General features: G+C 61.3%; 17 protein-coding genes. 2 read left to right on the top strand and 15 right to left on the bottom strand.

Features of this window, described 5'->3' with window-relative positions; translation table 11 throughout:
* Positions 1 to 8 precede the first annotated feature (8 nt).
* On the bottom strand, positions 9 to 1,244 hold the full coding sequence (locus BSY240_RS02335; protein ID WP_054149701.1) for an ABC transporter substrate-binding protein: 1,236 nt from the start codon (positions 1,242 to 1,244) through the stop codon (positions 9 to 11).
* A gap of 476 nt (positions 1,245 to 1,720) precedes the next feature.
* Between BSY240_RS02335 and BSY240_RS02330 the strand changes: the two genes are divergently transcribed.
* Positions 1,721 to 2,731: a LacI family transcriptional regulator gene (locus tag BSY240_RS02330; protein WP_150127376.1), complete on the top strand. Its 1,011-nt coding sequence runs from the start codon at positions 1,721 to 1,723 to the stop codon at positions 2,729 to 2,731.
* A 39-nt stretch (positions 2,732 to 2,770) separates the two neighbouring features.
* Here the strand turns inward: BSY240_RS02330 and BSY240_RS02325 are convergent, their stop codons facing one another.
* The 11 genes from BSY240_RS02325 to ccoN form a co-directional block, all read right to left on the bottom strand.
* Complete coding sequence (locus tag BSY240_RS02325; RefSeq protein WP_069041282.1) at positions 2,771 to 3,949, bottom strand: GGDEF domain-containing protein; 1,179 nt, start codon at positions 3,947 to 3,949, stop codon at positions 2,771 to 2,773.
* 119 nt (positions 3,950 to 4,068) lie between these two features.
* Entirely contained in the window at positions 4,069 to 4,920 is an 852-nt protein-coding gene (locus BSY240_RS02320; RefSeq protein ID WP_069041281.1) for an MBL fold metallo-hydrolase, read from the bottom strand.
* A gap of 75 nt (positions 4,921 to 4,995) precedes the next feature.
* Positions 4,996 to 6,417, bottom strand: a complete 1,422-nt coding sequence (gene gndA, locus BSY240_RS02315; protein ID WP_069043793.1) for an NADP-dependent phosphogluconate dehydrogenase — start codon at positions 6,415 to 6,417, stop codon at positions 4,996 to 4,998.
* Between the two features lie 96 nt (positions 6,418 to 6,513).
* On the bottom strand, positions 6,514 to 6,669 hold the full coding sequence (ccoS, locus tag BSY240_RS02310; RefSeq protein WP_006726192.1) for a cbb3-type cytochrome oxidase assembly protein CcoS: 156 nt from the start codon (positions 6,667 to 6,669) through the stop codon (positions 6,514 to 6,516).
* Complete coding sequence (locus BSY240_RS02305) at positions 6,666 to 8,975, bottom strand: cation-translocating P-type ATPase (protein ID WP_150127375.1); 2,310 nt, start codon at positions 8,973 to 8,975, stop codon at positions 6,666 to 6,668. Before BSY240_RS02305 ends, ccoS begins: the two co-directional genes overlap by 4 nt.
* 2 nt (positions 8,976 to 8,977) lie before the next feature.
* The gene (locus BSY240_RS02300; RefSeq protein WP_069041280.1) at positions 8,978 to 9,466 is read right to left on the bottom strand and encodes a FixH family protein; all 489 of its coding nucleotides are present in this window, start codon (positions 9,464 to 9,466) and stop codon (positions 8,978 to 8,980) included.
* Entirely contained in the window at positions 9,463 to 11,049 is a 1,587-nt protein-coding gene (ccoG, locus tag BSY240_RS02295) for a cytochrome c oxidase accessory protein CcoG (RefSeq protein ID WP_069041279.1), read from the bottom strand. Before ccoG ends, BSY240_RS02300 begins: the two co-directional genes overlap by 4 nt.
* A gap of 167 nt (positions 11,050 to 11,216) precedes the next feature.
* Positions 11,217 to 12,083, bottom strand: a complete 867-nt coding sequence (ccoP, locus tag BSY240_RS02290) for a cytochrome-c oxidase, cbb3-type subunit III (protein ID WP_054149708.1) — start codon at positions 12,081 to 12,083, stop codon at positions 11,217 to 11,219.
* Between the two features lie 3 nt (positions 12,084 to 12,086).
* Positions 12,087 to 12,239: a CcoQ/FixQ family Cbb3-type cytochrome c oxidase assembly chaperone gene (locus BSY240_RS02285; RefSeq protein WP_054149709.1), complete on the bottom strand. Its 153-nt coding sequence runs from the start codon at positions 12,237 to 12,239 to the stop codon at positions 12,087 to 12,089.
* A 10-nt stretch (positions 12,240 to 12,249) separates the two neighbouring features.
* Positions 12,250 to 12,981, bottom strand: a complete 732-nt coding sequence (ccoO, locus tag BSY240_RS02280) for a cytochrome-c oxidase, cbb3-type subunit II (protein WP_069041278.1) — start codon at positions 12,979 to 12,981, stop codon at positions 12,250 to 12,252.
* A 14-nt stretch (positions 12,982 to 12,995) separates the two neighbouring features.
* Positions 12,996 to 14,639, bottom strand: coding sequence for a cytochrome-c oxidase, cbb3-type subunit I (ccoN, locus tag BSY240_RS02275; protein WP_069041277.1), 1,644 nt, complete (start codon positions 14,637 to 14,639; stop codon positions 12,996 to 12,998).
* A 276-nt stretch (positions 14,640 to 14,915) separates the two neighbouring features.
* Between ccoN and BSY240_RS02270 the strand changes: the two genes are divergently transcribed.
* Positions 14,916 to 15,413 (top strand): hemerythrin domain-containing protein, encoded by a 498-nt coding sequence (locus BSY240_RS02270; protein WP_054149712.1) that lies wholly within the window; start codon positions 14,916 to 14,918, stop codon positions 15,411 to 15,413.
* 57 nt (positions 15,414 to 15,470) lie between these two features.
* Here the strand turns inward: BSY240_RS02270 and BSY240_RS02265 are convergent, their stop codons facing one another.
* The 3 genes from BSY240_RS02265 to BSY240_RS02255 all read right to left on the bottom strand — a co-directional run bounded on the left by BSY240_RS02265 (position 15,471) and on the right by BSY240_RS02255 (position 18,399).
* Complete coding sequence (locus BSY240_RS02265; RefSeq protein ID WP_069041276.1) at positions 15,471 to 16,202, bottom strand: PAS domain-containing protein; 732 nt, start codon at positions 16,200 to 16,202, stop codon at positions 15,471 to 15,473.
* A gap of 234 nt (positions 16,203 to 16,436) precedes the next feature.
* Positions 16,437 to 17,360: a lipid A biosynthesis lauroyl acyltransferase gene (locus BSY240_RS02260; protein ID WP_377278502.1), complete on the bottom strand. Its 924-nt coding sequence runs from the start codon at positions 17,358 to 17,360 to the stop codon at positions 16,437 to 16,439.
* Between the two features lie 10 nt (positions 17,361 to 17,370).
* Positions 17,371 to 18,399, bottom strand: coding sequence for a zinc-binding dehydrogenase (locus BSY240_RS02255; RefSeq protein WP_006726181.1), 1,029 nt, complete (start codon positions 18,397 to 18,399; stop codon positions 17,371 to 17,373).
* Positions 18,400 to 18,429: the final 30 nt, after the last annotated feature.

Genomic DNA, 18,429 nt, shown 5'->3' with positions numbered 1-18,429 from the left:
ACCCGCGATTAATCAGCGGAAGCGATGATGTCGGCGAAGCGCTTCTGCGCATCTTCGACGGTCATGGACGGATTGGCGAAGAACTCCGAGAAGAGGTCTTCCTTCTGCTTCTGACTGTCGGCAGAAAGCAGCTGGTCGGTGCCCTGGATGACATTGCCCTTGGCGAGAATGTCGAGGCCCTTCTTCATGCAGTCGTTGGCAGCAGCGAGATCGACGTCACCGCGAACCGGCAGCGAGCCCTTCTTCAGGTTGAACGCAACCTGTGTTGCGGGTGCAACCAGGGTGGCAGCCAGAACGTCCTGGGCAGCAGACTTTTCTTCGTCATCGAGGACGGGGAAGTAGAATGCGTCACCGCCGGTCGAGATGATCTCGTTCACGCCGAGGCCCGGAAGGCAGGTATAGTCCTTCCCGGCAACCTGACCGGCCAGAGCGAATTCGCCCTGTGCCCAGTCACCCATGATCTGGCCGCCGGCCTTGCCGGTGATGACCAGATTGGTAGCCTGGTTCCAATCCTGAACGTTGGAGCCCTTGGACATTTTGCGCGCATCGTCGGCAGCGGCGAACACCTTGGCGATCTCAGGACCGGCTGCAACGTCTGCATCCTTGTCCTTGAACACCTTTTCGAAGGTTTCCTTACCAGCGATGGCGACCATCAAAACGTCGAAGGCACCAGCCGACTGCCACGGCTGACCACCAACGGCGAGCGGAATAATGCCCTTCGCTTCAAGTGCGGGGGCTGCCGCGACGAATTCGTCCCAGTTCTTCGGCACGGCGACGCCCGCACTTTCGAATGCTCCGTTCGAAAGCCACAGCCACTGCCAGGAGTGGATGTTGACCGGGGCGCAGTAAACCTTGCCGTCGATCGTGCAGCTTTCAAGCAGGCTTGCCGGCTTGATGATGTCCTTCCAGCCTTCCTTTTCGGCGACGGCCGTGAGGTCCTTCATCAGACCGGCTTCAGCCAGTTCCTCGGCCTGGCGACCGTGGTTGAACTGGGTTGCAGCCATCGGATCACCACCGGTGATGCGGCTGATCATGATCGGGCGGGCGGTACCGCCGGAACCGGCGATAGCACCGTCGACCCATTTGTTGCCGGTGGCGTCGAATGCCTTGGCAAGCTCGGCGACAGCAGCGGCTTCACCGCCCGACGTCCACCAATGGGTTACTTCGAGATCGGTGGCCTGCGCTGCCGCAAACGGCATGACAACAGTAGCGGCCAAAGCTGCCGCAAAGCTACGAAAATTCATGAGTCTCCTCCCTCACTGAAACGTTGCCGGAAAAACTTATGTCAAAGAATTTTGGAGCGCAACCTGTCGGATTGTAAATTTTCTATTACAGCCAAATTTCAGCGCAGGCGTGTGCTTCAGGCGCGTCGCTCAAAACGCTTTGGGGGAGATGGATATTGCGCAGCAGCATGAGAAGTATCGTTACAGCTCCAATGTCTTGCCGACTAATAAAGAATAATTTGCTGCATGGGCGTCCAAGAGCGCCCATACCCGACGAAAACCACAGAATAACGCGCCATCTCCCGTCTTGGTTGCACCCATTCGCAGCGCAGCATAGAAAAGGGCTCGACAAATCGACTGTATCGTTTCAGATTTTTCCTTCACCGCACCGGGAGGAGGTGCCGGTCTCCAGGTTTGCAGGCAGGAAAAAGCCAACTATAAGCGTGACTTGTGCGAGTGACGGGGACGACATGACAGATCAGCAGGGGAGCGGCCTGATGGACCGCCCAGTGGCGACGAAAGAGCGGCCGACGCTCAAGACCATCGCCTTCATGACCGGGCTCGGCATCACAACGGTGTCGCGCGCCCTGAAAGATGCGCCCGACATCGGCGCGGAGACCAAGGAACGCGTGCGCATGGTCGCACGTCAGCTCGGCTATCAGCCGAACCGCGCGGGTGTCCGCCTCAGGACCGGCAAGACCAACGTGATCGCGCTGGTGCTTGGGATCGACGAGGAAATCCTCGGCTTTTCCAACCAGATGGTCGTCGGCATATCGGAGGTGCTGGCCGGCACGCCCTACCATATCGTCGTGACGCCTCATGCGCATACCAAGGATCCGATGCTGCCGGTGCGTTACATCCTTGAGACCGGGTCTGCCGATGGTGTGATCATTTCACGCACCGAGCCGGATGACGCCCGGGTGCGACTGCTCACCGAGCAGAACATGCCCTTCGTCACCCATGGTCGCACAGACATGGGCATCGAGCATCCCTATCACGACTTCGACAACGAGACATTCGCTTACCAGGCGGTCGAACGGCTGGTGAAGCGCGGCCGCAAGCGCATCGCACTTCTGCCGCCCCCGAGCAAGCTGACCTATTACAAGCACACCTTCGACGGCTTCATGCGCGGGCTGAAGGCCTTCGGTGCGGAGGAAGTGCCGCTACACATCAACATCGACGCCTCGCTCGGACAGATCCGCGCGGCGGTCGAGGATCTGATGCGAGGATCGGATGCGCCGGACGGCTTGATCTCCTCTTCCGGCAGCAGCGCGATTGCCGCCAATGCCGGCATCGAAGCGGCAGGCAAGCGGGTCGGCGTAGAGATTGACCTGGTGGCCAAACAGGGCACACCAATCCTCAACTGGATACGTCCCGAGATTATCGCCGTCTACGAGGATGTGCGGCAATCAGGCCGAGAGCTCGCCAAGGCGGTCATCGCCCGGATCGACGGCGTCGACCCTGGGCTGCTGCAGAGCATCAGCGAGCCGCGCTGGGAGCAGTCCTAACGCAGACCAAGGACAACCCGTTTTGCGCGTTGAGTTCGGTCAGGCGTAGGACGGACGCTGGCCGCCGTCCCAGACCACCACGGAATTGCGGCCGTTGACCTTGGCCGTATGCAGCGCCGCGTCCGCCCGCTTCAAGAGCTCGTCCGCCGTGACCTGCATTGCGCCATGGGCCACGCCAACGCTGACCGTCACCGGCACGAGTTCGCCACCGAGGAAGAACATCTGCTGCTCCACACTGTCATGGATGACGTGGCCGAGCTTCTCGGCCTCCTCGACCTTGCAGAAGGGCACATAGGCGGCAAACTCGGCGCCTGCCAGACGGCCGAGCAGGGCATGCTCGGGCAACTCCCGCAGGATGAGTTCAGCGCAGGTCTTCAGGACCTCGTCACCGCCGGAATGCCCGTATTGGTCGTTGATCCGCTTCACATGGTCGACATCGACATAGAGGAAGGCCCCCTCGCCGCGCACCTTGGTCGAGAGCGTCTGCAGCATGTCGAGAAAGGTGAAGCGATTGGCAAGGCCGGTCAGGTTATCGGTCGCTGCCGACCAGCGATGTTCCACCAGCAGGCGGTCGCGCACCAGAAGAAAGATCGACAGCGGCGCGACTACCGCGTGCAGGAAGGCCGCAAACGCGACGACGGTCAGCCAGAGAGGTCCGGAGCCGACGACATCGGAGGCGTTAAACGGCCAGACGTAGGCCACAAGAGCCGCGATGAGCAGAACCACGGATAGGGCAGCAAACCAGAGATAGGCGAAGGGACGGTTGGAAAGTCGCTCTTCGACTTCGGACGCTTTCAGCTCCCAGGCAGCCAATCCGGTATAGATCGCGCCGACAACGGCGGCGACCAGAAAACGGGCCGTCACGTCGTCCTGCAAAAGGGGCGCCGACGCCGCGAACAGGCAAAAGGCGAGCGGCCCCACGGCAGCGAGCTTCAGATCAAGAGCCCGGTGATCGAAAGCCCGCATGCCCTGCCAGGCAAGTGCAGCGCCCGACAGCACCAGCGTCTGCGCGAGAACGACGGTGATCAGCGCATAGCCGCCATTCGAGAAGGCCGAGAGCAATGCGCCGAGCGCAGCAAGCCCGGATGCTGCGGCAAACAGCAAGAATTCGTTTCGATTCGGCTCCTCGCGCCAATGTCGCGCATAAAGCGCAGCAAAGACCGCCAGAACTGCGAATGCGCCGAGCGCCAGTGTAGATAGATTAACGGATACCATCATGAATCGCCTGAAATACGCGCGGAATCGTTAACCGCTCCGGCACGCTAGGCGACAGGCGTTAACTCCAAGGTAAACGAAAACATAGGATTTTACCAAAATCGGAGCGCCGTCGCCTTCATTCACAAGGCAATTGCGAGGCCATCGCGACCGATGATGAGCGGTCCGGTCCAATGCGGCGCGACGGCCGCCCGCCAGTCGTCCTCGGTAAAGGCGGGATCATCGGCCGGAATGAGATGGTTGAGGACGAGCATGCCGACGCCAGCCTTCGTTGCAATCTGAGCCGCATCCGCAGCGAAACTGTGCGAGGCAACGAGATGCTCGCGCAGACGGGCACCATTTCCGGTCCGCCTGACAATGCTGTCCAGCCCCTCCGGCAGCATCGCCTCGTGCACGAGGATATCGGCCCCCCGGGCAAAGTCGACAAGCGGCGGGAACGGCGCGGTATCGGCGGAGAAGACGAGCGTCTTATCCGCACCGGAGACCTTCAGCGCAAAACAGTCCGTCACGGGAGGATGGTCGACCCGCAGTGCCTCAACGACCAGATCCCCCTCCCGGAAGATCTCGCCCGGACCATATTCGACAATTTCGACCAGACTCGCCAGATCCGGACGCCCCTCGTCGGCGATCCGCGTTTCAATGTCATAGGCGAGCGAGGCGAGAAATCCCGTCCAGACGTTCAGCGTACCCTTGGGACCATAGACCGTGACGGAATGATCTAGCCCCGTCGTCCAGGCGGTGTGGATAAGCGGCCCAAGCTCCAGCACATGGTCGGAATGCAGATGGGTGATGAAGACGAGGTCGAGTTCCTTGAGCGACATGCCGGTCTCGACCAGACCCCGCGCCACACCGAGCCCGCAATCGATGACGATACGGCGCCCGGACAGGTCAAGCAGGATCGATGTCGGATTGGGCCCGCCGGGACGGATCGCGGGGCCGCCTTTGGTGCCGAGAAGCGTAAGCCTGTCTGTCATGATCTGCCCCCAATGAAAAAGAGGCCCGACATCGCGGGATATCGGGCCTCGAACTGCAATACGTTGCGGGATCGCTCAGAACTGGCCGGCCCAGGGGCCGTGATGGATGTCCTTGCCGTCGAGACGATCGAAACCATGCGCGCCGAAGAAATCGCGCTGCGCCTGGATCAGGTTCGCCGTGCCACGGCCGCGACGATAGGTGTCGAAGTAGGAGAGCGCCGAGGCCAGCGCCGGGACCGGCAAGCCGGACAGGACGGCATGGGCAACCACACGGCGAAGTGCCCCGTCGGTTTCCTTGACCATGGCGGCAAAGGCCGGCGTGACGACGAGGTTCGCCACATCAGGATCCTTGGTGAATGCCGAGGTGATCTCGTCAAGGAACTGCGAGCGGATGATGCAGCCGGCGCGCCAGATCTTGGCGATCGTCGGCATGGGCAGCGACCAGTTGAACTCCTCCGAGGCCGAGGACATCACGGCAAAGCCCTGCGCATAGGCCGCAATCTTGGCAGCAAGCAGTGCATTCTCAAGATCGGCGATGAAGGCCGCCTTGTCCTTGGGAGCCTCAGTCAGTCCCGGCAGGCCGAAGAGCTTTTCCGCAGCGATACGCTCTTCGCGCAGCGAGGAAAGCACGCGACCGGCAACCGCGGCCTCGATGCCGGATGCGGCGACCGCGAGGTTCTGCGCCTCGATGGCCGACCACTTGCCGGTGCCCTTCTGGCCGGCGGCATCGACAATCACGTCAACCATCGGCTTGCCGGTTTCCGGATCGGTAGCCTTGAGAACCTTCTCTGTGATCTCGATCAGGTAGGAGTTGAGGCGGCCCTTGTTCCACTGACCGAAGATCTCGCCGATTTCGGCGGCTGACATCTTGAGGCCGTCGCGCAGGATACCGTAGATCTCGGCGATCATCTGCATGTCGGCATATTCGATACCGTTGTGGATCGTCTTGACGAAATGGCCCGCACCATCGGTCCCGAGCCAGGCAACGCAGGGCTCGTCGTTGAACTTGGCGGCGATCGAGGTCAGCACCGGCTCGACGCGCTTCCAGCTCTCTTCGGTGCCGCCGACCATGATCGAGGGTCCGTGGCGGGCGCCTTCCTCACCACCGGACACACCCATGCCGATGAAAGTGACGTCGGTACCGGCAAGCTTTTCGAAGCGCGCAACCGTGTCGCGGAAATTGGCGTTGCCGGCATCGATCATGATGTCGTTCTTGGAAAGATGCGGCAGAAGGGCTGCCATCTGCTGGTCGACGGCCTCGCCCGCCTTGATCATGATGATGATCGGACGCGGCGGACGGATAGCGGCAACAAACTCTTCGATCGTATGGCAACCGATGATCTGGCCGGCCAGATCGCCGGCTTCCCCGAGGAATTCATCCGTGCGCGAAGGCGTCCGGTTGAAGACCGCGATGCGGTTGCCTTTCTCGGCAATGTTGAGCGCCAGATTGGAGCCCATGACTCCGAGACCGATCAGTCCGATTTCCGCCTGCTGCACGATGAAGCCTCCGCATGCAATTTCATGGATGGGGCTTTCTCGCATTCGCGAAGGGATGCGGCAAGACTGAAATTTGACCGTTCGGTAAACGCTGTATCAAGCGTCCGGCTGGTCGTCCTTCTCGGAGATCACTCGCCAGGCCGCTCCGTCGAGGTCTTCGTACTGACCGCTCTTCAGCGACCAGAGGAAGGCGAACAGACCGAGCCCGCCGAGAAAGAGTGCGATCGGGATGAGGTAGATCAGCATGTTCATGCGGCGATCCTCGCATTGTCGGAGGCGCCCGTCGAGAGGACAGCCGCCGGGCGCTCCGTCAATGTCCGCTCATCGAGCGAAAGCCGGTTGAGCCGGAGCGCATTGGCAACCACGATGATCGACGAGGTGGACATGGCGACCGCGGCAATCAGCGGGGTCGCATAGCCGAGCAGCGCGATCGGCACGGCAATGACATTGTAGCCGATGGCGAGCGCGAAGTTCTCGCGGATCAGACGCCCGGCCCGGCGCGAAGCCTCGATGGCGAAGGGCACGGCTTCGAGCCCATCGCGCATGAAGACGAAATCGGCTGCCTGGCGCCCGACATCGGCAGCCGTCGCCGGCGCCATGGAGACATGGGCTGCAGAAAGCGCCGGAGCATCATTGATGCCGTCGCCGACCATCAGCACGCGCTGGCCGTGGGCGGACGCCTCAGCGCAGGCTTCGGCCTTGTCCCGTGGCGTGAGGCCAGCGCGCCAGTTGGTGATCCCGAGATCGGCGGCAAGCTTGGCCACCACAGGCGCACGATCACCCGAGAGGATGCCGAGTTCGAGGCCACCATTCTTCAGCGTCTCGATCGAGGCACGGGCCCGTGGCCGGAGCGTATCTTCGAACAGGAAGGTGGCGCGTTCGATACCGTCGAGAGAGAGGACGACTTCGGAATAGGGTTTGTCGCTGACATCGATCGCCTCGGTCGCACAGGCAAAGCGGCGATTGCCGAGACGCCAGACACCTTCTTCCGTCTCCGCCTCAACACCAGCGCCCGGCACTTCACGAACGGTGTCGAAGCCGCGCGGCTGGCCGCCATAAGCGGACCACAGCGCCCGCGACAGCGGATGGCGGGAATGGGCGGCAAGACCGGCGGCGACAGCGAAGCCAATCGGCTCAATTTTGGCAACGTCCACCAGCTTCGGGCGCCCCAGTGTCAGCGTGCCGGTCTTGTCGAAGGCGACGGCCTCGATTTCGGCGAGCCGCTCCATGGCGGAACCGTCCTTGACCATCACGCCGGCCTTGAACAGCCGACCAGCAGCGACGACCTGAACGACCGGGACTGCGAGACCAAGGGCACAGGGGCAGGTGATGATGAGGACTGCGATCGCCACCATCATCGCGTGTTTCCAGTCGCCGTCATAAAGCCCCCAGCCCATGAAGGCGATGATGGCGAGCAGGTGCACGACCGGCGAATAATACTGAGCCGCCCGGTCCGCAATGCGACGGTAGCGTGCCCTGCCCCCTTCGGCTGCCTCCATCAAATGGATGATCTCTGAGAGGAACGAGTTCTGCGCCGTGGCTGTCGCCTTGACCGTCAGCGAGCCGGTCAGGCTGAGTGTACCCGCCTGGACGTCGGAGCCCGGGCGGACTGAAACAGGTGCGCTTTCGCCATTGACGATCGACATGTCGAGATCGCTCTCACCAGAGATGACGACACCGTCGACCGGGATCCGGTCGCCGGCAGCGATGGACACCTGATCGCCGACGCGGATTTCATCGACCGCGCGATACTCCCGCGAGCCATCGTTGGAAAGCACCATGGCACCACGCGGATTGAGGCGGGCAAGCCCGCTGATTGCGGAGCGCGCCCGGTCACGCATGATGTGATCGAGCGTGCGGCCGATCAAAAGGAAGAAGAGCAGCGAGGCCGTCGCATCGAAATAGGCGTGTTCGCCGTGATGGATGGTCTCCCACAACGAAGCGAAATAGGAGAGCGTGATCCCGATGGCGATCGGCACATCCATATTGGTGCGCCCGTGCTTCAGCGCATTCCAGGCCGATTCGTAGAAGAAGCGGCCGGCATAGATCAGCGCAGGGGCCGCGATCATCGCCGAGATCCAGTGGAAGAGATCGCGTGTCGAGGCATCTGCACCCGACCAGACCGACACGGACAGAAGCATGATGTTCGTGGCAGCGAAGCCCGACACGGCAACCGCGCGGACCAGCTGATTGCGCAAGGCGTCAGAGGCTTCTTCTGCGGCTGTGAATAGATGGGCGGAATAGCCTGTTGTGGCGATGGCACGCGCGAGGTTCACCGGATCGGTCTCGACCCCGTCGACCGCCTCTTTCCAGACGACGGAAACGCGCTTGGTCGAGAGGTTGACGCGGGCCCGCTCGACTTCCGGCAAGGCTTTGAGCACACCTTCTACTGTCGAGATGCAGGTGCCGCAATGGACCGCGGGCACGCTCATGTCGACCTGCCAGAGGCCGGGCCCGACCGCACGGCTGCAGAGCTTCAGCTCTTCAGCCGACGGCAGGGAGACCCCTGCCCGCTCCATGTCCAGTGCCCCTTCGGTCCCTGCCGCGCAGCAACTCATCGTCATTCTCCCGAAACGGTGATCCGCTTCGCCTCATGCATGATCATCTTACCGTCTTTGGTCGCCTGAATCTCGACGATCCAGCTGCCCGCAAGCACGTCCATCTCGGCGAGGTAGAGGCCGTCGCCGGCCGGCGTCAGTTGCAGTTCGAAATCCTGGGCAGTCCCGACCGGACGCTTGAAATGGGCGGTGACCGAATCGGCAACGACAGGGGTGTTTTCAGGCAATGTCAGGCGGTAGCGCATGCCCTTGGCATCGACAGAGAGTTCACCCGCAATACCGGTTGCCAGCATCTCTCGGATCGCGGCAGTCTTGCCGTTGAACTGCTGGCTGGCGACATAGGTGTTCTTCACCACCAGACCGCTCCACGTCGATGTGGCGAGATAGGCCATGGTGAAGTTGACAGTGATGATCGTGCCGAAGAAGGCCAGCATGATCGCCAGCATGTGCCAGCCTGTAAAGGTGAAGGGTTTCTTGGCGTAAGTGCTCATTTCCTGGCTCCCGGCCCCATGAAGACTGCATCATAGACGTCCCGCTCGTCGCCGTCGGCATCCTGGGCGATGAACTGGAAATTCTGGTTGGCATCGGTGACCTTGTCACCGGCAAGTGTAACGAAGACCTTGAGTGTCGTGGCTTCATCCGGCTCGACCGATACCGTGAAGGCACGCGACGGCGGCTGGTTGATACCGTTGATCTTCATCGAGGCATCCGGCAATCCCTCGATCGACACCTCAATGTCGCGCGGGACGGCGATCATGTTCAGAATGCGCACTGTATAGCCGTTGCGGATCGAACCATCGGATTCGAGCACGAATTGCGGATTGCGATCATGCAGGACGTTGACCTCCAGTCGGTCGCGACCAAGAAGCGCAACCAGCATGCCGACACCGACGGCAGTCCAAACTGCCATGTAGAGGAGCGTGCGAGCGCGGAAAATCACGCGCCAGTCGAAATGGCGAATCTTGTCGGAGAAACTGCCATCGGCGTTGCGCACCATCTTCGGATCGATCGCAGTTACGCCGCCATTGGTGGCGAGCGCCATGTTCGACTGATACTCGTCGAGGGTGGCATAGGCGATCAGTCCGCGCGGCTTGCCGATCTTGTCCATGACACCGTCACAGGCGTCGATGCACAGCGCACAGGTGATGCATTCGAGCTGCTGGCCATCCCTGATATCGATGCCCATGGGACAGACGGCGACGCAGGCATTGCAGTCGACGCAGTCGCCGACCGATTCGCCTGATGCAATCGCCTTCTTGGCATGGCGGGTACGGGGCTCGCCGCGCCAGTCATTATAGGTCACGACCAGCGAATTCTCGTCGAGCATGGCGGCCTGGATGCGCGGCCACGGGCACATGTAGATGCAGACCTGTTCGCGCATCAGGCCACCGAAGACGTAAGTTGTGGCGGTCAGGATGGCGACGGTGATATAGGCGATCGGAGCAGCGTTGCCGGTGAGAAAATCCATGGCAAGAGAAGGCGCATCGGCGAAATAGAAGATCCAGGCACCACCCGTCAGCACACCGATCAGGATCCAGGTCGCGTGTTTACTGACACGCTTCCAGATCTTGTCGAAGGTCCAGGGCGCTGATTCAAGCTTGATGCGGGCATTGCGGTCGCCCTCGATGAAACGCTCGACGACGAGGAAGAGATCGACCCAGACCGTCTGCGGACAGGTATAGCCGCACCAGGCACGGCCGACGGCCGAGGTGACGAGAAACAGGCCGAATCCGGCCATGACGAGCAGGCCTGCGACGAAGAAGAACTCCTGCGGCCAGATCTCGATGAAGAAGAAATAGAAGCGGCGGTGGGCAATATCGATCAGCACGGCCTGGTCGGGCGCGAATTCGCCACGGTCCCAGCGGAGCCAGGGCGTGAGGTAATAGATGCCGAGCGTGATCGCCATGATGATCCACTTGAATCGGCGGAATGCACCTTCGGCACGCTTGGGAAAGATTTTCTTGCGAGCTTCATAGAGCGGACCCCGGCTCTTGGCCGACATCACGGCCTCGGCGTCGAGTCTTTCGATCTCGGGCGCGTCCGGTGCTCGGTGTGGCTCGGAAAGTATGTTCATGGGACGAGAACCTTCTTCTGATGCTCGCCTTGTCCCATCTCGCAGACCAGCTCGCCTTGACTTAAGTCAATCAGCGGCGAAGCGTCGCAATACATATGTTTTGCGCAATATAAAACGAAAAGGGCCGCATCACCGGATGCGGCCCAAGCTTTCGGAGGACAGGTCGATTATTCGCCGCCGCCGAGCTGATGCACGTAGACGGTCAGCTGCTTGACAGTGGTGTCGCCCAGGCGCTGGCCCCAGCCGGGCATCGCGCCGTGGCGCGGCTGACGGATCTGGGCCGCAATCTGCGCTTCACCATCGACCTTCAGCCAGATGGCGTCAGCGAGGTTCGGCGCGCCGAAGTCACGCCCGCCCTTTGCATCTTCGCCATGGCAGGCTGCGCAGTTTTCGGCATAGATCTGCTGGCCGGGCTCGACCATCGAGGCATCGAGGGGCGTGCCGGTCAGGCTGACGACATAAGCCGCCACCTGCTTGATCTGATCGGCGTCGAGAATGTCGCCATAGGCCGGCATTTCGGAGAACCGGGTGTCCGGATCCTGGTCATAGCGGATGCCGTGGGCGATCGAGGTGTGGATCGCTTCGAGATCACCGCCCCAGAGCCAGTCGTCGTCGTTGAGGTTCGGATAACCGGCGCCACCGGCAGCACCCGAACCATGGCAAGGCGAGCAGTTGACCTTGAAGGCGGCAGCCCCGCCGGCAACGGCAAACTGGGTCAGTTCCTTGTCGGCGATGATCTCTTCGAGCGGCAGGGTCGCGATCTTGTCGAGATAGACTGCCTGCGAAGACTTCGCCGCCGCCAGTTCCTGAGCGACTTCTGCACGGCTCGAATAGCCGAGCAGACCCTTGGTGTTGTCGGTCAGGAGCGGCCAGGCCGGATACATGATCGTGTAGCCGATCGCCCAGACGATGGTCGCGTAGAAGGTATAGACCCACCAGCGCGGCATCGGGTTGTTCAGCTCGCGAATGCCATCCCACTCATGGCCGGTGGTCTCGACGCCGCTGATCTCGTCGATGTGTTTCTTGTCTGCCATTGTTCAATCCTCCTTGAGAGGGATGCTGGCCGCGTCGTCGGCAGATTTCTTGCCGCCCGGGCGGAATGTGAAGAGGACGACGCCGACGAAGAACAGGGTCATTGCAAGCAGAGCCCAGCTGTCGGCGAATTGGCGCATGGCGGTATAGGTTTCCATGATGTCCTCCTCAGCGGTAACCGCTTGCGTCGTCATAGGTGGAGAAGTCGACCAGCGTGCCGAGCATCTGCAGATAGGCGACGAGCGCGTCCATCTCTGTCAGCTTGGCAGGATCGCCGTCGAAATCACCGACCTTGGCCTTCGGATAGCGCTCCATCAGGCCTGTCGTATCGGCGTTCGGATCAGCCTGTGCCGTGAGATCGGCTTCGGCCTCGGCAATCATCTCGTCCGTATAGGGGACGGTGACGGTGCGGTTGGCCTGGAGCATCATGCCGATACTCGTGATCTTGAGCGGCGTTTCCTTCAGGAAGGCATAGCCAGGCATGATCGATTCCGGCACCACGTCGCGGGGATTGACGAGATGCTGGACGTGCCACTCGTTGGAATAGCGGTCACCGACGCGCGCGAGGTCAGGCCCGGTTCGCTTCGATCCCCATTGGAACGGATGGTCGTACATCGATTCCGCTGCGAGGCTGTAGTGGCCGTAGCGCTCGACCTCGTCCTTGAACGGCCGGATCATCTGGCTGTGACAGACATAGCAGCCTTCACGGATGTAGATGTTGCGGCCGGCGAGTTCGAGCGGCGAGTAGGGCCGCATGCCCTCCACCTTTTCGATCGTGTTCTCGAGATAGAAGAGCGGAGCGATTTCAACGATACCGCCGATGGTCACGACCACCAGCGAACCGAGGAAGAGAAGGCTCGCGTTCTTCTCGAGGATTGCGTGTTTATCAAGAATGGACATGTGAGCCTTCCTTCTTATTCAGCAGGCTGCGCGGCAGCCGGCACGACCGTTCCGGCGATCGGTGCTTCCTGACGCTCGTAGCCGAGAATGGTCATGGCGACGTTGTAGGCCATGATGATGCCGCCCAAGAGATACATGACACCGCCGATTGTCCGCAGCACGTAGTAGGGATGCATGGCAGCGACCGATTCGGCGAAGGAGTAGACCAGGAAGCCCTGATCGTCGTATTCACGCCACATCAGACCCTGCTGGATGCCGGCGACCCAGAGCACGGCGGCATAGACCACGATGCCGAGCGTCGCGAGCCAGAAGTGCCAGTTGACCATGCGCATCGAGTAGAGGCGGTTGCGGTTCCACAGCTTGGGCGTCAGGTAATAGATGGCGCCGAAGGTGATCATGCCGACCCAGCCGAGAGCGCCCGAGTGAACGTGACCGATGGTCCATTCGGTGTAGTGGCTGAGCGAGTTGACGGCCTTGATCGACATCATCGGGCCTTCGAAGGTCGACATGCCGTAGAAGGCAATGGCAATCACCATCATGCGGATGATCGGATCGGTGCGGATTTTGTCCCAGGCGCCAGACAGCGTCATCAGGCCGTTGATCATACCACCCCAGGACGGCATCCAGAGCATGATCGAGAACACCATGCCGAGCGTCTGCGCCCAGTCAGGCAAAGCCGTGTAATGCAGGTGGTGGGGACCTGCCCAGATATACATGAAGATCAGCGCCCAGAAGTGGATGATCGACAGGCGGTAGGAATAGACAGGGCGACCAGCCTGCTTGGGCACGAAGTAGTACATCATGCCGAGGAAGCCGGCAGTCAGGAAGAAGCCGACGGCGTTATGGCCGTACCACCACTGGGTCAGCGCATCCTGCACGCCCGAGAAGGCCGAGTAGCTCTTCACGCCAAGGAAGGATACCGGCATCGCCAGATTGTTGACGATATGCAGCATCGCGATGGTGACGATGAAGGACAGGTAGAACCAGTTCGCCACATAGATATGCGGCTCCTTGCGGTTCAGGATCGTACCCATGAAAGTGATCAGATAGGCGACCCAGACCACGGTCAGCCAGATGTCCACATACCATTCCGGTTCGGCATATTCGCGGCCCTGGGTGATGCCCAGAAGATAGCCGGTCGCCGCCATGACGATGAAGAACTGGTATCCCCAGAAAACGAACCAGCCGAGATTGCCGCCAAACAGACGTGCACGCGAGGTCCGCTGGACGACGTAGAACGACGTGGCGATCAGCGCATTGCCACCGAAGGCAAAGATAACGGCTGAGGTGTGGAGGGGACGCAAGCGGCCGAAGGTGAACCAGGGCTCGATATAGAGCTGGGGATAGGCCATCTGCAGCGCGACGACAACGCCGACCAGGAAGCCGACGACGCCCCAGAAGACGGTGGCGATGACGCCGTAACGCACCACGTCGTCGAAATACTCCGACTGTGTTGCCTTGGACTGGCCGGAAGAGGAGGAGGATGCCGTGGTCGGTGCAAACTGCATCCGGCGCAGCATGATGATCGTGCCCCCCGCGAGCACGAAGAAGGCGACCCACATATGGGCCGCGAAGAGGCTGTCATGGGCGAAAGCCACCCCGAGCAGCGCGGCGAAGGCGAGTACCGCCATCACCAGTGTCTCTAACGTATAGTTCATTGTTGGTATCCCCCAACGGCTTGCTGATCTCATCGCGGGGGCCTCACCCTGGGGAAATGCCTCCCGCGTCGAATGCACCAATCGCATTGGGGCCGCCCAGCCACCTTGATCCAAGTCAATGCAAGTCTCTCTAAAATTCGCGAGGCTCGAAGCTGCAATCGGGTTTGCGACCTTCGGACACCAAGGCCGGCACATCGCTTGGGCCAAGGCCCGCTCGTGCGTGTCTTGGAGCACTGGGGTTACGCGCGGCGAAAAGCCCCGTTGGAGAAAACGGACATGCTGACGAATATCGAGAACAGCAAGCGGAGTGCGAGCGACACATGGACGGGCAACCGCCTGCTCGATGCAGGCAAGCGCGACCTCGCCTGGCTTCACCGCGCTCACACCGAACAGCTCGCGCTCTGCCGGGAACTGGAAGAGATCGCCGACTCATTGCCGGCAAGCATCAACCGGCAGAAATGCATCTATGCGGCAAAGGCGCTCGGCCCGCTCATCAAGGGCATCCATCACTACGAGGAGACGGTGCTGTTTCCGCAGCTACAGTCGAGCCCCGACGCGACGGACGCATTGGGACCGACGCTGGAGCGGCTAAAGTTCGAGCATTGCGAGGACGAGTGCTTCGCCGAGGAACTGACGGATGCGCTGCTGAAGCTGGGATCCGGAGATCGTGTGAACATGGAGGCCGTCGGCTACATGTTGCGAGGCTTCTTCGAGGGTATCAGACGCCACATCGCCTTCGAGCGAGAACATCTGCTTCAGGGCGTCACGGATTGAGAAAAACGGGGCGGCAAGAGCCTGCCGTCAGATCGGTACTGCGCGCCTCGGCCTTGATCAGGCGGCGACGCCACCATAGACCGGCTCGCATTCCCCAAGCGTCAGGATGGCACCGCTAATGCTACCGTCTGCGGCCCGAAACGGGCTGAAACGAGCCGGCATGTCGCCGGTGACGGTTGCGGCCGACATCCGGGCGACAAAGGATCCCGAACGTCCTGCAAAGGCCGAATCGAGCGCATCCTGAAGCCAGTCATGACCGCCGGCCGCAAGGCCGAGATCGAAGACGCTGCGTCCAATCAGCTCGATCTGCCGCATGCCGAGCATGCTGGCCATGGCCGTGTTGGCGAAGAGATAGCGACAGTCGCGCGTCACCACGGCCACACGTTCCGGCAAGTTGTTGAGGATCGCCTCGTTCAGCTGCTCATCGTCACCATCACGCGGCTGGCGCGTGTCGAAAACCCGCGGTGCTGGGCTCTGATCGCTGCGTTTCGGACCGAAATAGCGCTCGATCAGCAAGGACAGCATGGAGGCGTGGCGCAGCACGCAGGCCCCGTCATCGGCATCCTCCCGCAGCAGCTTCGTCAGCAGTCGCATCTGAAGATAGACATCGTCGAGATCCGTGGCGCGGTAGTTGACGAGCGTTGCGATCAGCGGATCGATCTCGCGATCGAGCATGCGCACGAGATGGTCGTCACCATTGCGGATGGCCTGCTGCAACTGAAGGTTCTTCAACGAAACCGCTTCGAACATTGCGCGCAGATTCGAATCACGGAATTCGCCAAAAGACATCAGCAACCTCATCCCTCAGGTGTGACAAAAGAAATGATTACGTCACACCACTTTCGACGTCCGTAACATGAGGTTGCGTCACCTTCAATCGCTACGGGCACTCACGCGCATCGCAGCCCAAAAAATATCTGCAATATCAGATGAAACGAATAGGCGATAATGCGCATGGCGACCGGCCGCGACGCTCCGCGCACATTCCGATTTATCCTTCAGACGAGCCTGAAGCAGAGACCGTCAGATCTTGTCCTTGATCGCCCAGCGATCGTGATACCAGAGCCACTGCTCCGGATATTCCCGAACCCAGGCCTCGACCTTGTCGTTGAGCAGCTGGGCGGTGGCGTTCACGTCCACCTGGCCCCGCTCGTTGCGCGGCACCGAGATGCGCGGCTCGATCTCCAGACGAAAACGATTGCCGGGCAGGCGGATGCAACGCGCCGGATAGACTTCACAGTCGAACTGACGCGTCAGCTTGGCGAGCAGCGGATTGGTCTTGACCGGCTGGCCGAAGAACTGGGTCTCGACGCCCTTCCAGAACTTCTGGTCGACGAGCACGCCGACGCCACCCCCCTGCTCCAGCTGCCGGGCCAGTGCGAAGGAGGACCCCGCATGCGACGGCACAAGCTTGCCCATGCGCTTGCGGCGGAACTCGAAGACCTTCTCGGCGATGTAGGGGTTGTTCGGCGGCCGGAAGAGGACGGTTACGTAAAGCCCGAACGCGGCACCCGCGACCGGCAGCAGTTCGAAATTGGCGGTATGGCCGGTAAAGACGATGAAGGGACGCGGATTGTCGCGCAGGTCGAGAAACTGCTCGACGCCCGACACCTCTACCCTGCCCTCGCCTGGCTTTTCCGGATCGAAGTCGAACAGACGGTCGAGGAAGACATATTCGGCGGCAAGCCGGCCCATATGGCCCCAGCTCGCCAGCGCGATCTCCTCCCGTTCGGCATCCGACTTCTCGGGAAACGCATTGCGCAGGTTCACCTGCATCAGCCGGTGGCGCTTCGTCTTCGGCCCGACCCAGCGCATCAGCCGGTCGGCAAAGTTGATCGCGGCATCCGCCGGCAGGATCTTCAATGCCGTCAGGAAGCCGAAGGCCGCCTGGGCGACTGACCACTGATAGAACTTGCGCAGCGCCAGAACGATGCGGGTGACGAGCATCCGCACGCGGTCAGTCCATCTTCAGGATGATCTTGCCAAAGACCTGGCGGCCTTCCATGCGGGCAAGGGCCTTGTCGATATCGTCGAAAGAGACCTGCGTGTCGATGACGGGGTGCACGAGGCCGCGCGCCATCTTCTGCATGGCATCCGCCATGTTTTCCATGCGGCAGCCGAAGGAGCCGAAGAGCTTGAGCTGCTGCTGGAAAAGCATCATCAGGTTCACTTCGGTCGAGACACCAGAGGTGGAGCCGCAGGTGACAAGGCGGCCACCGCGCTTCAGGCAGAACATCGAGGCTGCAAACGTGTCCTTGCCGACATGTTCGAAGACGACATCGACGCCCTTCTTCTTGGTGATCTTGCGGACCATGCCTTCGAAGCGGTCGGTGCGATAGTTGATGACGTGATCGGCACCGAGCGCCTTGGCCGGCTCGATCTTGTCGTCGGAACCGACGGTGGTGATCACAGTGCAGCCGATCTTCTTGGCAAGCTGGATGGCAGCCGTGCCGATACCGGAACCGCCGGCATGGATGAGGATGGTTTCACCCGGCTGGAGCTTGGCATTGTCGAAGAGCATGTGCTCGACGGTGCCGAAGGTGACCGGGGCCAGAGCCGCGGCAACCGCATCGACGCCCGGAGGGGCCGGAACGAGCAGGCGGGCCGGCAGGTTGATCTTTTCCTGGGCAAAGCCGTCGAGATGAAAGCCATGCACCCCCGAGACGTTTTCGCAAAGATTGTCACGGCCTTCGCGGCAGGGCTTGCAGAGACCGCAGGTGCGCGCGCCATAGACGGCGGCGAGCTGGCCAGGCAGGATATTGCCGACGCCTGGACCGATCGCCTCGACGACACCGGAGGCTTCCGCACCGATGACAAGCGGCATCTTGCGCTTGGCGAACGCCATCCCGCGCCAGCCCCAGACGTCGATATGGTTCAGCGCGACGGCCTTGACGCGCAGCGTAACCTCACCTGGACCCGGAGCATCCGGCTCCGGCAGGTCGACGATTTCAAGCTTGCGGTCTTCGACGAGTTGCAATGCGCGCATGACATGTTTCCTTCAGGGCCTATGGGGCGG

The sequence above is a fragment of the Agrobacterium sp. RAC06 genome, assembly GCF_001713475.1.
Lineage (GTDB): Bacteria > Pseudomonadota > Alphaproteobacteria > Rhizobiales > Rhizobiaceae > Allorhizobium.
Note: the sequence above shows the minus strand (reverse complement) of the source record. Positions and strands in the feature narration are given on the sequence as shown.